The organism is Terriglobus sp. RCC_193, from assembly GCF_041355105.1.
Lineage (GTDB): Bacteria > Acidobacteriota > Terriglobia > Terriglobales > Acidobacteriaceae > Terriglobus.
Genome location: NZ_JBFUPK010000002.1, coordinates 1,236,422 through 1,249,863, shown reverse-complemented (window position 1 = coordinate 1,249,863; position 13,442 = coordinate 1,236,422). Strand labels below are relative to the sequence as shown.

Annotated in this window: 11 protein-coding genes; 4 read left to right on the top strand and 7 right to left on the bottom strand. The window is 57.6% G+C overall.

The genetic code is table 11. The features are described from left to right. The first annotated feature begins 295 nt into the window (after nt 1-295). On the top strand, nt 296-3,109 hold the full coding sequence (locus AB6729_RS13930) for an aconitate hydratase (protein ID WP_371082228.1): 2,814 nt from the start codon (nt 296-298) through the stop codon (nt 3,107-3,109). 48 nt (nt 3,110-3,157) lie between these two features. Here the strand turns inward: AB6729_RS13930 and AB6729_RS13925 are convergent, their stop codons facing one another. Beyond that, complete coding sequence (locus AB6729_RS13925) at nt 3,158-3,385, bottom strand: hypothetical protein (RefSeq protein WP_371082227.1); 228 nt, start codon at nt 3,383-3,385, stop codon at nt 3,158-3,160. A gap of 100 nt (nt 3,386-3,485) precedes the next feature. Here AB6729_RS13925 and AB6729_RS13920 point away from each other — a divergent pair, with 100 nt between their 5' ends. Together AB6729_RS13920 and AB6729_RS13915 are read left to right on the top strand one after the other, a co-directional pair. After that, nucleotides 3,486-4,211, top strand: coding sequence for a hypothetical protein (locus tag AB6729_RS13920; protein WP_371082226.1), 726 nt, complete (start codon nt 3,486-3,488; stop codon nt 4,209-4,211). A gap of 30 nt (nt 4,212-4,241) precedes the next feature. After that, entirely contained in the window at nt 4,242-5,108 is an 867-nt protein-coding gene (locus AB6729_RS13915) for a Nif3-like dinuclear metal center hexameric protein (RefSeq protein WP_371082225.1), read from the top strand. A gap of 4 nt (nt 5,109-5,112) precedes the next feature. Here the strand turns inward: AB6729_RS13915 and AB6729_RS13910 are convergent, their stop codons facing one another. The 3 genes from AB6729_RS13910 to msrA all read right to left on the bottom strand — a co-directional run bounded on the left by AB6729_RS13910 (nt 5,113) and on the right by msrA (nt 8,326). Continuing rightward, on the bottom strand, nt 5,113-5,748 hold the full coding sequence (locus tag AB6729_RS13910; RefSeq protein WP_371082224.1) for a hypothetical protein: 636 nt from the start codon (nt 5,746-5,748) through the stop codon (nt 5,113-5,115). A gap of 25 nt (nt 5,749-5,773) precedes the next feature. Next, nucleotides 5,774-7,543 carry a VWA domain-containing protein gene (locus AB6729_RS13905; RefSeq protein WP_371082223.1) on the bottom strand — a complete coding sequence of 590 codons (1,770 nt, stop codon included), beginning with the start codon at nt 7,541-7,543 and terminating at the stop codon, nt 5,774-5,776. A 114-nt stretch (nt 7,544-7,657) separates the two neighbouring features. Continuing rightward, nucleotides 7,658-8,326 (bottom strand): peptide-methionine (S)-S-oxide reductase MsrA, encoded by a 669-nt coding sequence (gene msrA, locus AB6729_RS13900; protein WP_371082222.1) that lies wholly within the window; start codon nt 8,324-8,326, stop codon nt 7,658-7,660. 548 nt (nt 8,327-8,874) lie between these two features. On the opposite strand from msrA, the gene AB6729_RS13895 reads away from it, so the two are divergent. Next, a complete protein-coding gene (locus AB6729_RS13895; RefSeq protein WP_371082221.1) occupies nt 8,875-10,704 on the top strand; it encodes a 30S ribosomal protein S1 in 1,830 nt (609 codons plus the stop codon). Nucleotides 10,705-11,261: 557 nt separating this feature from the next. On the opposite strand, the gene AB6729_RS13890 is transcribed toward AB6729_RS13895, so the two are convergent. The 3 genes from AB6729_RS13890 to AB6729_RS13880 all read right to left on the bottom strand — a co-directional run bounded on the left by AB6729_RS13890 (nt 11,262) and on the right by AB6729_RS13880 (nt 13,397). Continuing rightward, nucleotides 11,262-12,146 (bottom strand): hypothetical protein, encoded by an 885-nt coding sequence (locus AB6729_RS13890; RefSeq protein WP_371082220.1) that lies wholly within the window; start codon nt 12,144-12,146, stop codon nt 11,262-11,264. Between the two features lie 61 nt (nt 12,147-12,207). After that, entirely contained in the window at nt 12,208-12,387 is a 180-nt protein-coding gene (locus AB6729_RS13885; protein ID WP_371082219.1) for a hypothetical protein, read from the bottom strand. A 392-nt stretch (nt 12,388-12,779) separates the two neighbouring features. Further along, nucleotides 12,780-13,397, bottom strand: coding sequence for an HNH endonuclease (locus AB6729_RS13880; protein ID WP_371082218.1), 618 nt, complete (start codon nt 13,395-13,397; stop codon nt 12,780-12,782). Nucleotides 13,398-13,442: the final 45 nt, after the last annotated feature.

Genomic DNA, 13,442 nt, shown 5'->3' with positions numbered 1-13,442 from the left:
AATCAAACCCCGTCCGGGCAAAAGGGTTGCGATGAATCTTTCCAGCGACTTCCGGGCACTGTTGAAGTTACTCCATTCCGCGTTACGATAGAGGTATGGACCGCTCCCTGATGAGGTTGAGGCGTTTCCGCCGCGGCAGGCATGATCGCGGTCGTATCTCGCTGTAATTCTGTATCGCTCCCGTTTTGCTACTCTTGATTGCCACAGCCGCCCGGGCCAGGCTTCGCGCTGCGAATGCCATATGGCCTGCGGCCAGACCTCGCGCCTTTGCACAGGCGCGATTGAGGACTGAACCATGAGCACTTCGCTGAATACCTTCGCAAGCCGCGCCACCCTTACCTCCGGCGGCAAAAGCTACACCTACTACCGTCTGGATTCGCTCGCAGAAAAGGGCGTTGAACTGGCGCGCCTGCCCTTCTCGCTGCGTGTTCTGCTGGAAAATCTGCTGCGCCGCGAAGACGGCGTGACTGTGACCGCCGACGATATCGAGTTTCTGGCCAAGTGGCAGCCCAACGCAGAGCCTTCGCGCGAAATTGCATACATGCCTGCGCGCGTGCTGATGCAGGACTTCACCGGCGTTCCGGCAATTGTCGACCTCGGCGCCATGCGCGACGCCATGAAGGCGCTGGGCGGCGATGCGGAAAAGATCAATCCGCTGATCCCGGCGGAGCTGGTCATCGACCATTCGGTGCAGGTGGATGAGTACGGCTTGAAGAACGCGTATGACATCAACTCGCTATTGGAGTTTCAGCGCAACCGCGAGCGATACGCCTTTCTGAAGTGGGGACAGAGCGCATTCAACAATTTCAGCGCGGTGCCGCCGGGCATGGGTATCTGCCATCAGGTCAATCTCGAATATCTCGCTCGTGTGGTGTTCACCACGCCGGGCGATGAAGCGTATCCCGACACCTGCGTCGGCACCGATTCGCACACGACAATGGTCAACGGCCTGGGCGTTCTGGGTTGGGGTGTTGGCGGCATTGAAGCCGAGGCCGCGATGCTGGGCCAGCCTGTGTCCATGCTGGTGCCGCAGGTGGTTGGCTTCCGCCTGACGGGCAAGCTGAAGCAGGGCACCACGGCCACCGACCTTGTTCTGACTGTGACCGAAATGCTGCGCAAGCATGGTGTCGTCGGCAAGTTTGTGGAGTTCTTCGGCAGCGGCATCAGCGAGCTGCCACTGGCGGATCGCGCAACGATTGCGAACATGGCTCCGGAGTATGGCGCAACGTGCGGCATCTTCCCCGTCGATGCGGAAACGCTGGCGTATCTGCGCCTGACCGGCCGCACGGATGAGCAGGTGAAGCTGGTTGAGGACTACTACCGCGCACAGGGCATGTTCCACACTGCGGACGCGCCGGAAGCGCAGTACAGCAGCACGCTTGAGTTGGACCTGGCAACCGTGGAACCGAGCGTTGCCGGACCGAAGCGTCCGCAGGATCGCGTGGCTCTGTCGCAGACTGCGGCATCGTTCACGAAGCAACTGCCGTCGCTCTATGGCCCCAATGCGAACACGAAGGGCGATCGCCAGATTGTGCGTTGGCAGGGTGAGGGCGGCCACGTTTCCGCGGACGGTTCCCTTGAATCCACAGTCGGTGCAGCAGAGCCGGGCAAGGAGGGCAGCGAGCCGATTCCGTCGATCAAGGATCGCTTTGGTATCGACGTCGATCCGTATCTGCACCACGGCAGCATCGTGATTGCTGCGATCACGTCCTGCACCAACACATCGAATCCGTACGTGATGCTGGCCGCTGGTTTGCTGGCAAAGAAGGCTGTCGAAAAGGGCCTGAAGACGCCGCCCTGGGTGAAGACATCGCTCGCGCCAGGCTCACGTGTTGTCACGGATTACTACAACAAGGCCGATCTGCAGAAGTACCTGGACGCGTTACGCTTCAACACCGTGGGCTATGGCTGCACCACCTGCATCGGCAACTCCGGCCCGCTGCCTGCCGATGTTTCGAAGTCCATTGAAGAACATGGGCTGGTTGCGGTCAGCGTACTCTCCGGCAATCGTAACTTTGAAGGCCGCATCAACTCGGATGTGCGTGCGAATTACCTCATGTCGCCACCGCTGGTGGTTGCGTATGCGCTGGCTGGCCGCATTGATTTCGATTTCGATAACGAACCCATCGGCAAGGGCAAGGATGGCAGCGATGTCTTCCTCAAGGACATCTGGCCAACGCAGGAAGAAGTCAACAAAACCGTGAACGACAGCATCGATGCGGAGATGTTCCGCAAGCAGTACGCGACTGTCAGTGACGGCGATCATAATTGGCAGGCGCTGAAGTTCCCGCTGGGCGATGTGTATGGATGGGAGGCGGACTCCACCTACATTCGCAAGGCGCCGTACTTTGACGGTATGCCTGCCACGCCCGCGCCGGTAACGGATATTCACGATGCGCGCGTGCTTGCGGTGCTGGGTGATTCGGTCACCACAGACCACATCTCACCCGCTGGCTCCATCAAGCTGAACGGCCCCGCAGGCAAGTATCTGACGGAGAACGGTGTGAAGCCTGCGGACTTCAACAGCTACGGTTCGCGTCGCGGCAATCATGAGGTGATGGTGCGTGGCACCTTTGCCAACGTTCGTCTGCGCAACAAGCTGGCGCCGGGAACAGAAGGCGGCGTAACGCGTCTGCTGCCGGAAGGCACCGGCATGAGCATCTATGATGCGTCGGTCGAATACGCAAAGCGCAACACGCCGCTGGCCATCCTTGCTGGCAAGGAATACGGCTCTGGCTCCAGCCGCGATTGGGCTGCGAAGGGACCGCGTCTGCTGGGCATTCGCTTTGTCCTTGCGGAAAGCTACGAGCGCATCCACCGCTCCAACCTGGTAGGCATGGGCATCCTGCCGCTGCAGTTCCAGGACGGTGACAACGTGGAATCGCTGGGCCTGACCGGCGAAGAAGTCTACAGCGTACCCGGATTGAAGAACATGCTGGACGCAAAGTTTGCCAACGGCAAACAGATCACCGTGGAAGCGAAGACGGCTGACGGCACTGTGCTGCACATTCCGGCAACCGTCCGCATCGACACGCCGCAGGAAATCCTTTACTACCAGCACGGCGGCATCCTGCAGTATGTGCTGCGTCAGTTGGCAGGCAAGGCATAAACAAAGCATCGCAAACAGCAGAAGGCCCGGAGCGATCCGGGCCTTCTGCTATTCATGGTTCTTTTGCGCCAGATCACTGCACATGGGCAGCGCGGGCGCTCCCGTGAAGTTTCCACTGATCGTGTAGCAGAGTTGTCCGGTTCGCGTATCCAGGGCCAATGCGCCGTTGGGAATCTTGTCTGAAATTCCAGAGGGATCGTTCACCAATGTAAATCGCTGGCCCGCAACAACACTTGTTGCACTGCATCCCCCAAGAGCCAGAAGCGCACATGACATAGCGCCGATGAGTCTACTTTTCATACACGGGAGTGTATCGGAAACGCCATCGCGTATCTTGAATCTGAGAATCCCCGTTTCATGAGGAGCCCGCAAGCAAATGGAAGTGCATGTGCCGGAAGAGCCGGTGATGACCTGGCGACAGTTTTTCATTCACATGGGTATTGTTGTGCTTGGCCTGCTGATTGCTCTTTCGTTTGAGCAGAGCGCGGAGTGGCTGCACCGTCGGCATCAGCGGCATGAAGTGCGCGAAGGCATTCAGCGCGATCTGGAGATCATCGCGACAAACGCTGAAGGTGCGCAGCGTTATTACGAGGCGATGGTCATGCGCGACGCTCGCGTGATTCGGCAGACGCAGGATGCGTTTCTGCGCCACACTGCAATACCGGAATTGCCGGCGGTGCCGGGCGTGGCGGATTGGGATCAGCCGAACGATCCCTCCTATCAGGCGGCAAAGGCAAGTGGCCGACTGGCGCTGCTGTCCGAGGATGAGATTCGTGTCTTTTCCGAGGTGGATGGTCCTATTCAGAATCTGACGACAGCGTTTAACGTGCTGGATGAGGCGGGCAGCAGCCTGAATGAATTCTCGGCACGCTTCGGTATGCCGGGCGCAACTGAAAATACATGGAAGGATGCAACGCCGGATGATGTGCGTCGTTACATGGCCGCGTTGGCGGCGCAGCAGAATCAGGCGCGCAGCATTGCGCTTAACTTTGCCACGATTCACGCGATTGCAGAGCAGGCGGTGCACGGCGAGCGTGATCTGCAGACCATCTACAAGGCGGAAAACGAAGCGTACCTGAAAGCGCTGCAGCATATGCAGTAACATGCTTCCGGCAATGGGAGACACGTAGTGATGCATTCACTGAGAAAACAATCGTGGTTAGTGGCGCTGTTATTGGCTTCCACGGGCATGTATGCGCAGCAGTCGCTCACCGCGGAACAGTTCATCGCAAAGATGCGCGAAGCCGCGGGGATTGTGCCGGGACCCAATACTGTGGACACCATCAAGGCGGGTGATCCGCAGACGATAGTCACCGGTGTTGCGACGACCATCACGCCCACGATGGATGTGTTGCGCAAGGCAGTTGCCGCGCACGACAACCTTGTCATCACGCATGAACCCACGTTTTACAACCACCTGGATCAGGACACGCTGGTCAAGAACGACCCCGTGTACCAGGAGAAGCTGAAGTACATCCAGGATCATAAGCTGGTGGTCTTCCGCTGGCATGATGGCGCGCATATGCATCAGCCCGACTTCATCATGGAAGGCTGGAAGCAGAAGGCGGGATGGACATCTGCGCAGCGCAATCCGCGTGAGCCAATGCTGTACACGACAACACCCACAACGGTGCGTGCGCTCGCCGATGCGTTGCGTGCGAAGACGGGCGCAAAGGTGGTGCGTGTGATTGGTGATCCGAATCTGAAGGTGACGAAGATTGCCTATGCACCGGGAGCTCCCGGCCCCGCACCGCAGATTGCGGCCCTGGAACGCGATGATGTGGAGGTGCTCATTGGCGGCGAGATTCCCGAGTGGGAGACAATCGCATACGCGTGGGATGCACAGCAGCAGGGACGACACAAGGCGTTGATCCTGATGGGGCATTACACCAGCGAAGAACCTGGCATGGATAACTTTGCGAACTGGTTGCGCAAGACCATGCCCGGCATGCGCGTGGATTTCATCCCGGCAGGCGAACCTTACTGGCTGGCTCGGTAGCTGCTTATTTTTCTTTCAGGGCTTCGTTGTAGATCTTATTCACGTCGTTGGCCAGCCCCTTGGTTGCGTACAGATGGGCCATGGCCAGGTGGACGTCTTTCAGTGCATCTTCCGCCTGCCTTGGTGTCATGGTTTCCGGCTTGTCTGTGGTGGCAAGCGAGGCCATGATGCCCAGGATGGGTGACAAGGATGCATCTTCAAAGCGTTCGAACTTCGCCTGCAATTCATATGCTGAAGAAAAGCGCTGAACCTCGTCGTAATCCATGAAACTGAGGGCTCCGGTGGCGGATGCCGTCTGCCATGCTGCATTCTGCGGTGTTGCCTGCATCATGCCGGTCTGCAGGCTATGTACTTCCGGTGTCTTGCCGGCGACGCGCGCCTGTAAGAAGGCCTCAATCTGCTTGAGCGATTCCTGTTCGTGCGGAATGGCGGCAACCACTTCCTGAAGATCTTTCTGATTGGCTCGGATCTCCAGGCGCATGGTTTCTTCCGCCTGATGCTTCAGATGGACGTGATGTCGCCACTCCACCATGTTCTCAAGCCCAAGCGCGATGAGCAGGCCCACGGTGATGGTGAACAGATGGATCAGGAACTCTCGCACTCCGTGGATGGGGTGCTCCGGGGCATGGACATCAAGCATGGCAGCAGAGTAGCAGAGGTTGCGGCTACGGTTTGGATTTCACGCCGGATTCGCGCAGGTTGGCCATACTGATCTGTACCGTGCCCAGCTTGTCTGTCGTGGCATCATGCACGGCAACGCGCACATAGCCATCACCCTTGTCCGGCAGCGCAATCACCTGGTGATAACGCATGCCGGTCTTCCGCATGGCCTGATAACGCGCGTCGTCCAGTGCAAGCGTGGCACGGTCGCTGCGAGAGTCCAGCACCTTACCGTTCTTGTCATAGATCACAGTGGCAACATCCACCACGCCGTGCATTTTTCCATCGGTATCGGGTGAGAACTGCAAGGTCGAAAAGTCCACCAGCGCATTCAACTGATACATGCCATGCGGCAGCGCTTCAAAGACCGGCGCACCAATCACCTTTGCGCTTTCAACATTCACCGCAGGTTTTGATACTTCAAGCTGAAAGAGCACTTCGCTGCTTTGCGGCGCCATGGGCTGCATGGCGCGTGAGGTCTTTGCGGTATTGAGAGCAACTGGTTTACCGTCGGTGGACTTTAGAGCATAGTAACCACGGCGATAAGCCAGATGAAGACCTTTGCCTTTGACAGTGACGGCAATATCGCGGAACTGGTCCGGCTTTACGCCGGACGGCGGCGTATAGCTCAAGGTGTAGAAGCGTGAACCGTCATCCACTGCCTGGTGCATGGCGCCAGCGATATCGTTTGTGTTGAAGAAGGCTTTGCCTCCGGTGGCATCTGCCAACTCTTCCATGGCGGCGTGTTCCGCAAACTGGCTTTGGTAATAGTCCGTGTTTTTGGGCGAGGCGCTATTGCTGCCCGTCATACGCCGTTGTGCGGCCAGACTGGTGGTGATGTCGTCAGAGTCAGGCAGTTGCGACGGGGGTACCGGAACGCCCCTGGGATCTATGGGATACAGGGCAATCTGGCCGCTTGCCAACAGGTTTTGTGTGGCTCGCATCTCGCGGTCCATCGATTCATTTCCAACGAAGGGATTGCCGGTTGTCTGCACGTCGCGCTGGATGAATGCGGGGAACGAACCGGAAACCCAGAGAAGGTTCTTGCGTCCATTTACGCCGGTAAGATACTGCGCCACGTCGTGCAGGCACTGCATGGTGTAGAGCGCGTTATTGCGCGTGACGACGGAGGACTGGCGTGTGTTTCTATCGTTGGCCACCTGCATCAGACCCGCAATGATGGCCTGTATGGAGGGATCGCTGGCCGACTCATACAGGGTTTCCATCGCAACCATATTCTGGTTGGCCGGGCTGGTGTACTTCGATATCAGGGGCGAAAACTTCGTCCCCAACGTTCTGAGCGCTTCCTGCAGCACACGCGGGTCGGCGGTGAAATCCTGCAGCAGCGTTACCTTCGTGCCCATGGAAAAAATTGCGGTGCGCGTTCCGGCTGGCTGTGTCATTACAAACTTCACAAGCTGGTCGCGCATGAACTGCTGATCTGCAGGCGGCGTATTCAGCCAGTCGATCAGCAGCACATTGCTGACTCCTCCGCGCGCGGCTGTCGCGTTGGTAAACACACCGGGGCGAGGAGCATCGTAGACCGTAGGACCTCCCACATGCTCTTCAAAGTTGCGGATGGTCTGCGGCTGCTTGTTCTCGAGGACAGCGAAATCCTCCTTCGTCAAGCCGGAGACGGGCACACCTTTTTTGTCCAGCACCACAACATCGACAGTGGTCAGGCGCACTTCTGTCCGCAGCGTGATCGGGCTCTCCTGTGCGCCGGCAGCAAAAGGGATCAGGGCGGAGAAAAGCACTGCAAGAGAAAGTCGCATGGTGGGAAGGCTCTCCTTTACGGCTACAAAATGTAGCTCGCATGGTGTGGGAAGAGCCTATCACCATGTATGTCTGCGCGACCGAGAAAATGACTCGCTGGTCAGAGGAATCGCTTACTGCCCGTGATATTCCACGAACAGGTCTGGATACTGCTTCTTCAACGCGCTGATCTTAGGACGGTCACACACCAGGATGTACGGGTTGTTGGGGTTCTTCAGCGCGTAATCCTGGTGATAATCCTCTCCGCGGTAGAAGCCTTTCAGCGGTGTCACTTCGGTGACAATCTTCGCTTTGAAGATATGCGCAGCGTCCAGTTGCGCAATATATGCCTGGGCAATCTGCTGCTGTTCCGGCGTCATGAAAAAGATGGCAGAACGATAGGACGTCCCCACATCCGGCCCTTGCCGGTTGAGTTCCGTTGGGTCATGTGCGACGGAGAAGAAGATGCGTAACAGCTCGCCGTAGGTGATCACGGCGGGATCGTACTGCACCTCCACGCTTTCGGCATGCCCCGTGGTCTCAGTCGTCACCTGATCGTAGGTTGCGGTGGATGCCTTACCGCCGGCATACCCCACAACCGTTTTCTTCACGCCCTTCACACGCTCAAACACACTCTGCGTTCCCCAGAAGCAGCCGCCTGCAAAGACTGCGGTCTGCAGCTTGCCCGGTGCCCGGGTTGCATCCACCTTGGGCACCGGGAATGTGCCGCGATCCACCGCGAAACAGGCGGTCGTAACAGAAAGCAGGGCAGCAGCCAGGACAACACGGATGAATCGACGCATGGCGAACCTCACAACGGATTGGACGTGCATGGTGCCGCGAAGGCCTCTTTTATGTGGTTCTTCCCGGACCCCCCCCGGCCCGCAGCAAGTTGCGTCGATGCCGATGGAGAGTGTTTTTCCAGTAAATTCTGCCCCGGCGACGGGAAAACGCGAATCGGTGGGGGATGACAGCTCCCTGCCAGACCCCCCTGATTTCTCTGGCAATCCGGCCTCCTCTCCCCACGTTATCCTCTCTGGCAGTTTCTGGCGCTTGTCTTGAGAGGCTTGATTTCATTGACCCACAGGCTTTCTGAGTCCTATACTTATAGCAAGCTCTGGCGCCTCAGGATTGCGCGGGCTACCTTGGACAATTCGCTCTTGCGGTTTCAACCAGCCGGCGCTCCCGCGTCGTCTACTCACACGTCGAAACACGTTTCAGCGCACTGCCGGTAGTGGCCCCTGAATCCTAAAGGCACTGCGGAGCGTCAATAGCTGAGTGGCTACCCGAACGCCACTCCTCGCTAAATTCTGAAACTGAGAGCAAACCCCTGAGCACCCAACTGGAAACCATGCCGACCGAAACCACCACTCCTGACAACCAGAACGAAGAAACCGTAGGCGCAACCCACCTGGTTACGCCCGCTCCCGAAACCACCACTCCCGCTGAAGACGGTCCTGACGACATCGATTACGATGCAGCCGACTTTGCGGCAGCGCTCGAAAATTTTGACCGTGAGCAGGCCGAAGAGAAGGCCGCTGCCAGTTCCGCTATGGAAGAGGACAAGGTCATCACCGGCACCGTGGTGAAGATCACCGACAAGCATGTTGTTGTCGACATCGGACTCAAGTCCGAGGGTCTCATTCCGAAGGAGCAGGTACTGGATCACACCGGCGAGCCGAAGCTGGCCGTAGGCGATGCAGTGGAAGTTGTTGTGGAGCGCGAGGAGTCCGAAGGTGGATATCTCGTTTCTTACGAGAAGGCACAGCGCCATCGTCTGTGGGATCAGCTCGAGAAGGCCGCCGCAGACAAGACCCCGGTAACCGGCACGGTCCTGTCCCGCGTTAAGGGTGGCCTCACCGTCGACATCGGCGTAAAGGCGTTCCTCCCCGGCTCTCAGGTGGAGATTCGCCCCGTCCGCAACCTGGACACCTACCTCGGCCAGCAGCTCGACGTTCGCGTCATCAAGCTGAACAAGAAGCGCGGCAACGTGGTCATCTCCCGCAAGGAAATCCTTGAGGAAGAGCAGAACGCCAAGAAGTCCGTTACGCTGGAGACCCTCGAAGAGGGCACCGTGCTGACCGGCGTGGTGAAGAACCTGACCGACTACGGCGCATTCGTTGAGCTGGGCGGCCTTGACGGCCTGCTCCACATCACCGACATGAGCTGGGGTCGACTCACCCATCCGCGCGATCTCGTGCAGGTTGGTGACGAGATTCAGGTGAAGGTCCTCAAGTTCGACAAGGATAAGCACCGCGTTTCCCTCGGCTTCAAGCAGCTCACGCCTGATCCGTGGCTGGACGCCACCGAGCGTTACCCCATCGGCGCACAGGTGAAGGGCCGCGTTCTGTCCGTGACCGACTACGGCGCATTCGTCGAGCTGGAGCAGGGCATCGAAGGCCTGGTCCACGTCTCGGAGATGACCTGGTCCAAGCGCATGAAGCACCCGTCGAAGATGGTCAAGCCCGGCGACGAGGTCGACACCATCATCCTCCAGGTAAACCCGAACGATCGCCGCATCTCGCTTGGCATGAAGCAGCTGCAGGACAATCCGTGGGAGCAGCTGGAGAACAAGTACCCCACCGGCGCAACGGTTGAAGGTCGCGTACGCAACCTGACCGACTTCGGCGCGTTCATCGAGATCGAAGACGGCATCGACGGTCTGGTGCACGTTTCGAACCTGAGCTGGACCAAGCGCATCAAGCACCCCTCGGAAGTCCTGAAGAAGGGCGAGAAGGTCAAGGCTGTTGTTCTCGGTGTTGAGCCGGAGAACCGTCGCCTGAGCCTCGGCGTCAAGCAGCTCGAGCCCGATGTATGGGATACCTTCTTCGCGCAGCACCGCGTGGGCGATGTGGTCAAGGGCAAGGTACTCCGTACGGCACAGTTCGGCGCCTTCGTTGAGATCGCTGAGGGTGTTGAGGGTCTGTGCCACGTCTCCGAAGCAGTGGACGAGACCGGCAAGCAGGCGGAACTCCAGGTTGGTTCTGAGCACGAGTTCAAGATCGTGAAGATGAGCCCCGACGAGAAGAAGGTTGGCCTCAGCCTCCGCGGCATCGGCGAAGAAGCCAGCCGCGAAGAGGTGGAGAGCTACAAGACTCCTTCCTCCAACACCTCCAGCAACTCGTCCTCCAGCACCACGCTGGGCGACCTCATCAACTGGAAGCGCTCGGAGCGCGAGTAACTCTCGTCTCCACGCAACATCAGCAAGGGCCACCCGCAAAGGGTGGCCCTTCTGCTTACACGATCTGTTCCGACGATCACCACAGACTTGCCTGTCGTTGGCAGGCTACACAAACCTCTTATCAAGAAAGCAACGCACCAGCGAAGCTCCTACGGTCGAAGACCGTCATCCAGCGAAGCTCATACGAACGAAGTTCGTCATCCTGAACGAAGCGAAGCGGAGCTGAAGGACCTGCATTCCTCTCAACCCTCTACAACGCACCAGGAAACCCAAAACAAACCAGCACCCAAAAACCGGGTGCCCCAGGTTCGCGAAGCTAACCTGGGCCGAGCGGCAAAGCCGCTCCATTCACGCGAAAGCGTGAACCAGCGAAGCTCCTACAGTCGAAGACCGTCATCCAGCGAAGCTCAAACGGTCGAAGTTCGTCATCCTGAACGAAGCGAAGCGAAGCTGAAGGACCTGCATTCTTCTCCCTCGCTACAATTCACCGGAAAGCCACTTCTCATCCAGCGGCAGAAGTAGCCCGTAGATCCATCCGCAGGAAACAAGTCCGCAGCTTATTTTTCCTTCTCCTCCGAAGTATTCATCTTCGCCGACGCGCGATGAAATATCTCGATCTCAGCCGCGGCAAAGGCATCCGGCGGAACTCCCCCAATGGCAACATAACCCGGCTCCGCACCAAACTGCTCCGCGATGCGGTTCCACGCATGGAACGGCGAAGTCGTGGAAAGCAGCACAAACTTACGCTTCGGCTCGGGGTGGCTGAAATACCAGATCCAGATCAACTCTGCCACACAGTTGGATACAATTTGCACGATTGCGTAGGGACGATACAGATAGTGAGTCTGGAAGAAGTAAGGGGCCTGCAGCGTATTCATCAGCGACGTCAGCGCCAGGCCGAAGCTCGTGCCAAAGACTCGGCTACGTAGGGAAAGCCCCATGGGACGAATGGCAAGACAAACGAAGATTACCAGGCTGATGGTAATCGTTCCGCTGATACGCTGCAGCTCGCTCACCAGCCCCACCATAACGTGTTCGCCATGCACATAGGTCGTATGGGATGCGTCAAATGCCAAAAATATAGTGATGGCAAGAATCCATAGATACACGATGTTGCCAAGCTGTTGAAGCCCTTTCAAAGGGCGCATGGCCTCACGCAACACGAAATAGGTCATCAGCACCGCAAACAGAGCCTGCAGAGCAAAGCATATCCAGAAGGAATAGAAATAGATAATGTAGGCGATTTTTGCGCTGATGCCATGCTCACGCCCGTGTGCCCGCAGCCACTCAAACGTAAAAAAGGGAATCGTCTGCCAGTTGCTGACGATCAGCATGGGCCAATAGGTCTTCAATTCCCGCGCGCGAATCAGGAACACTAAAGCAACAACGCTCAGCGCAATTTCGATCGCGCTGAGCGTGTTGTAGAGCGGGAACGTGGACACCGGGAAATCTCCTTGAGCAAGAGCATATCAAGGAGCAGCGTACCGGCTGGCCCAAGAAAACTTAGTCGTAGATACCGCAGCCGTTCGGGTCTCCCGGAGGGCAGGTCGGCGGCGGGATCGACGCGGCGGTCGCGGTCACCTTCTTTTTGGTGGTGGTCTGCGCGTTTGCAGATCCGGTAGAAGCAGCGCCCAGCATCAGCAAAAGCGACATCACGGCAGAGGTAACAACGGTCTTTTTCATTTGGCAGTCCTCCAAGACTCTTGCCGGAAAATCATCCGGGCAAGAGTTACCCTAAGTGACAGGGGATGGGACGTCCATTCATTCCGAAGACATAACAATGCCTACAATATGCGCAGTTACCGAAGTCATTTCACAACACAGAGGGGAAAACACACACGATAAAACACTATGTAATAACGGAGTAATCCCTGCGCACATCCACAACCTCTTAGTGACCGGTGCACACCCGGCGAAGCTCGCGACTCAGAAATCAAAGAGAAGAAGCTTGCTGCTCTTATCGGCAGTGTCGTGCAAGTCTTTAGGTGAAGACAGGGAGATATTAGAAAGAACTTACCAAAAAGATCAGCACTCCTCCACAAAGAAGCGCTGTCTGGTATCACTTTCGATACTTTTTATGCCTCAAAGTACAAATATTTTCGCCACGCTGCATCGCCGGATCCCAACATCCGCATAATGTGACGCGAAGTATGCAATGAGAACGGCCTTGGCTCGCGCATCAGCTTCATGTCCTGCAACTCATGCAGGAGCTGGTTCCCCTTGCGGCGATTGCAGTCATGGCAGCAAGCCACCAGGTTCTCCCACGTCGAAGTACCTCCGCGCGAACGTGGCAATACATGATCCAGCGTAAGTTCACTGGCAGTTAGAATACAGCCGCAGTACTGGCATGTATTCCGGTCACGCAGAAGAATGTTCTTACGTGACAGCGCACGCGTCTGGTGTGGAATACGACGATACTCCAGCAGCCGAATCACAGATGGCATGGGTATGCGGATGCACGCGGCGTGCAGCGTGTGTCCCTGTTCCTCTTCGGTGCGGGCCACACCTTTCAGCACCAGCACCAGCGCACGACGTGCACCACAGATATTGATGGGTTCATAGGAGGCGTTCAATACCAGCACCGGTGTCTGCAACGTGGTTCCTCCACGGCGCGGACGCGGATCCTCACCGGGCGGAGTAAGGGTGTGGCACTTGGCGAGCGACTTCTGCTTACGGGCTTTGGCGGAATGCATCTCGAGCACTGCTCCTTGCGAAGGGGTGAATTCGATCTGTTCGTG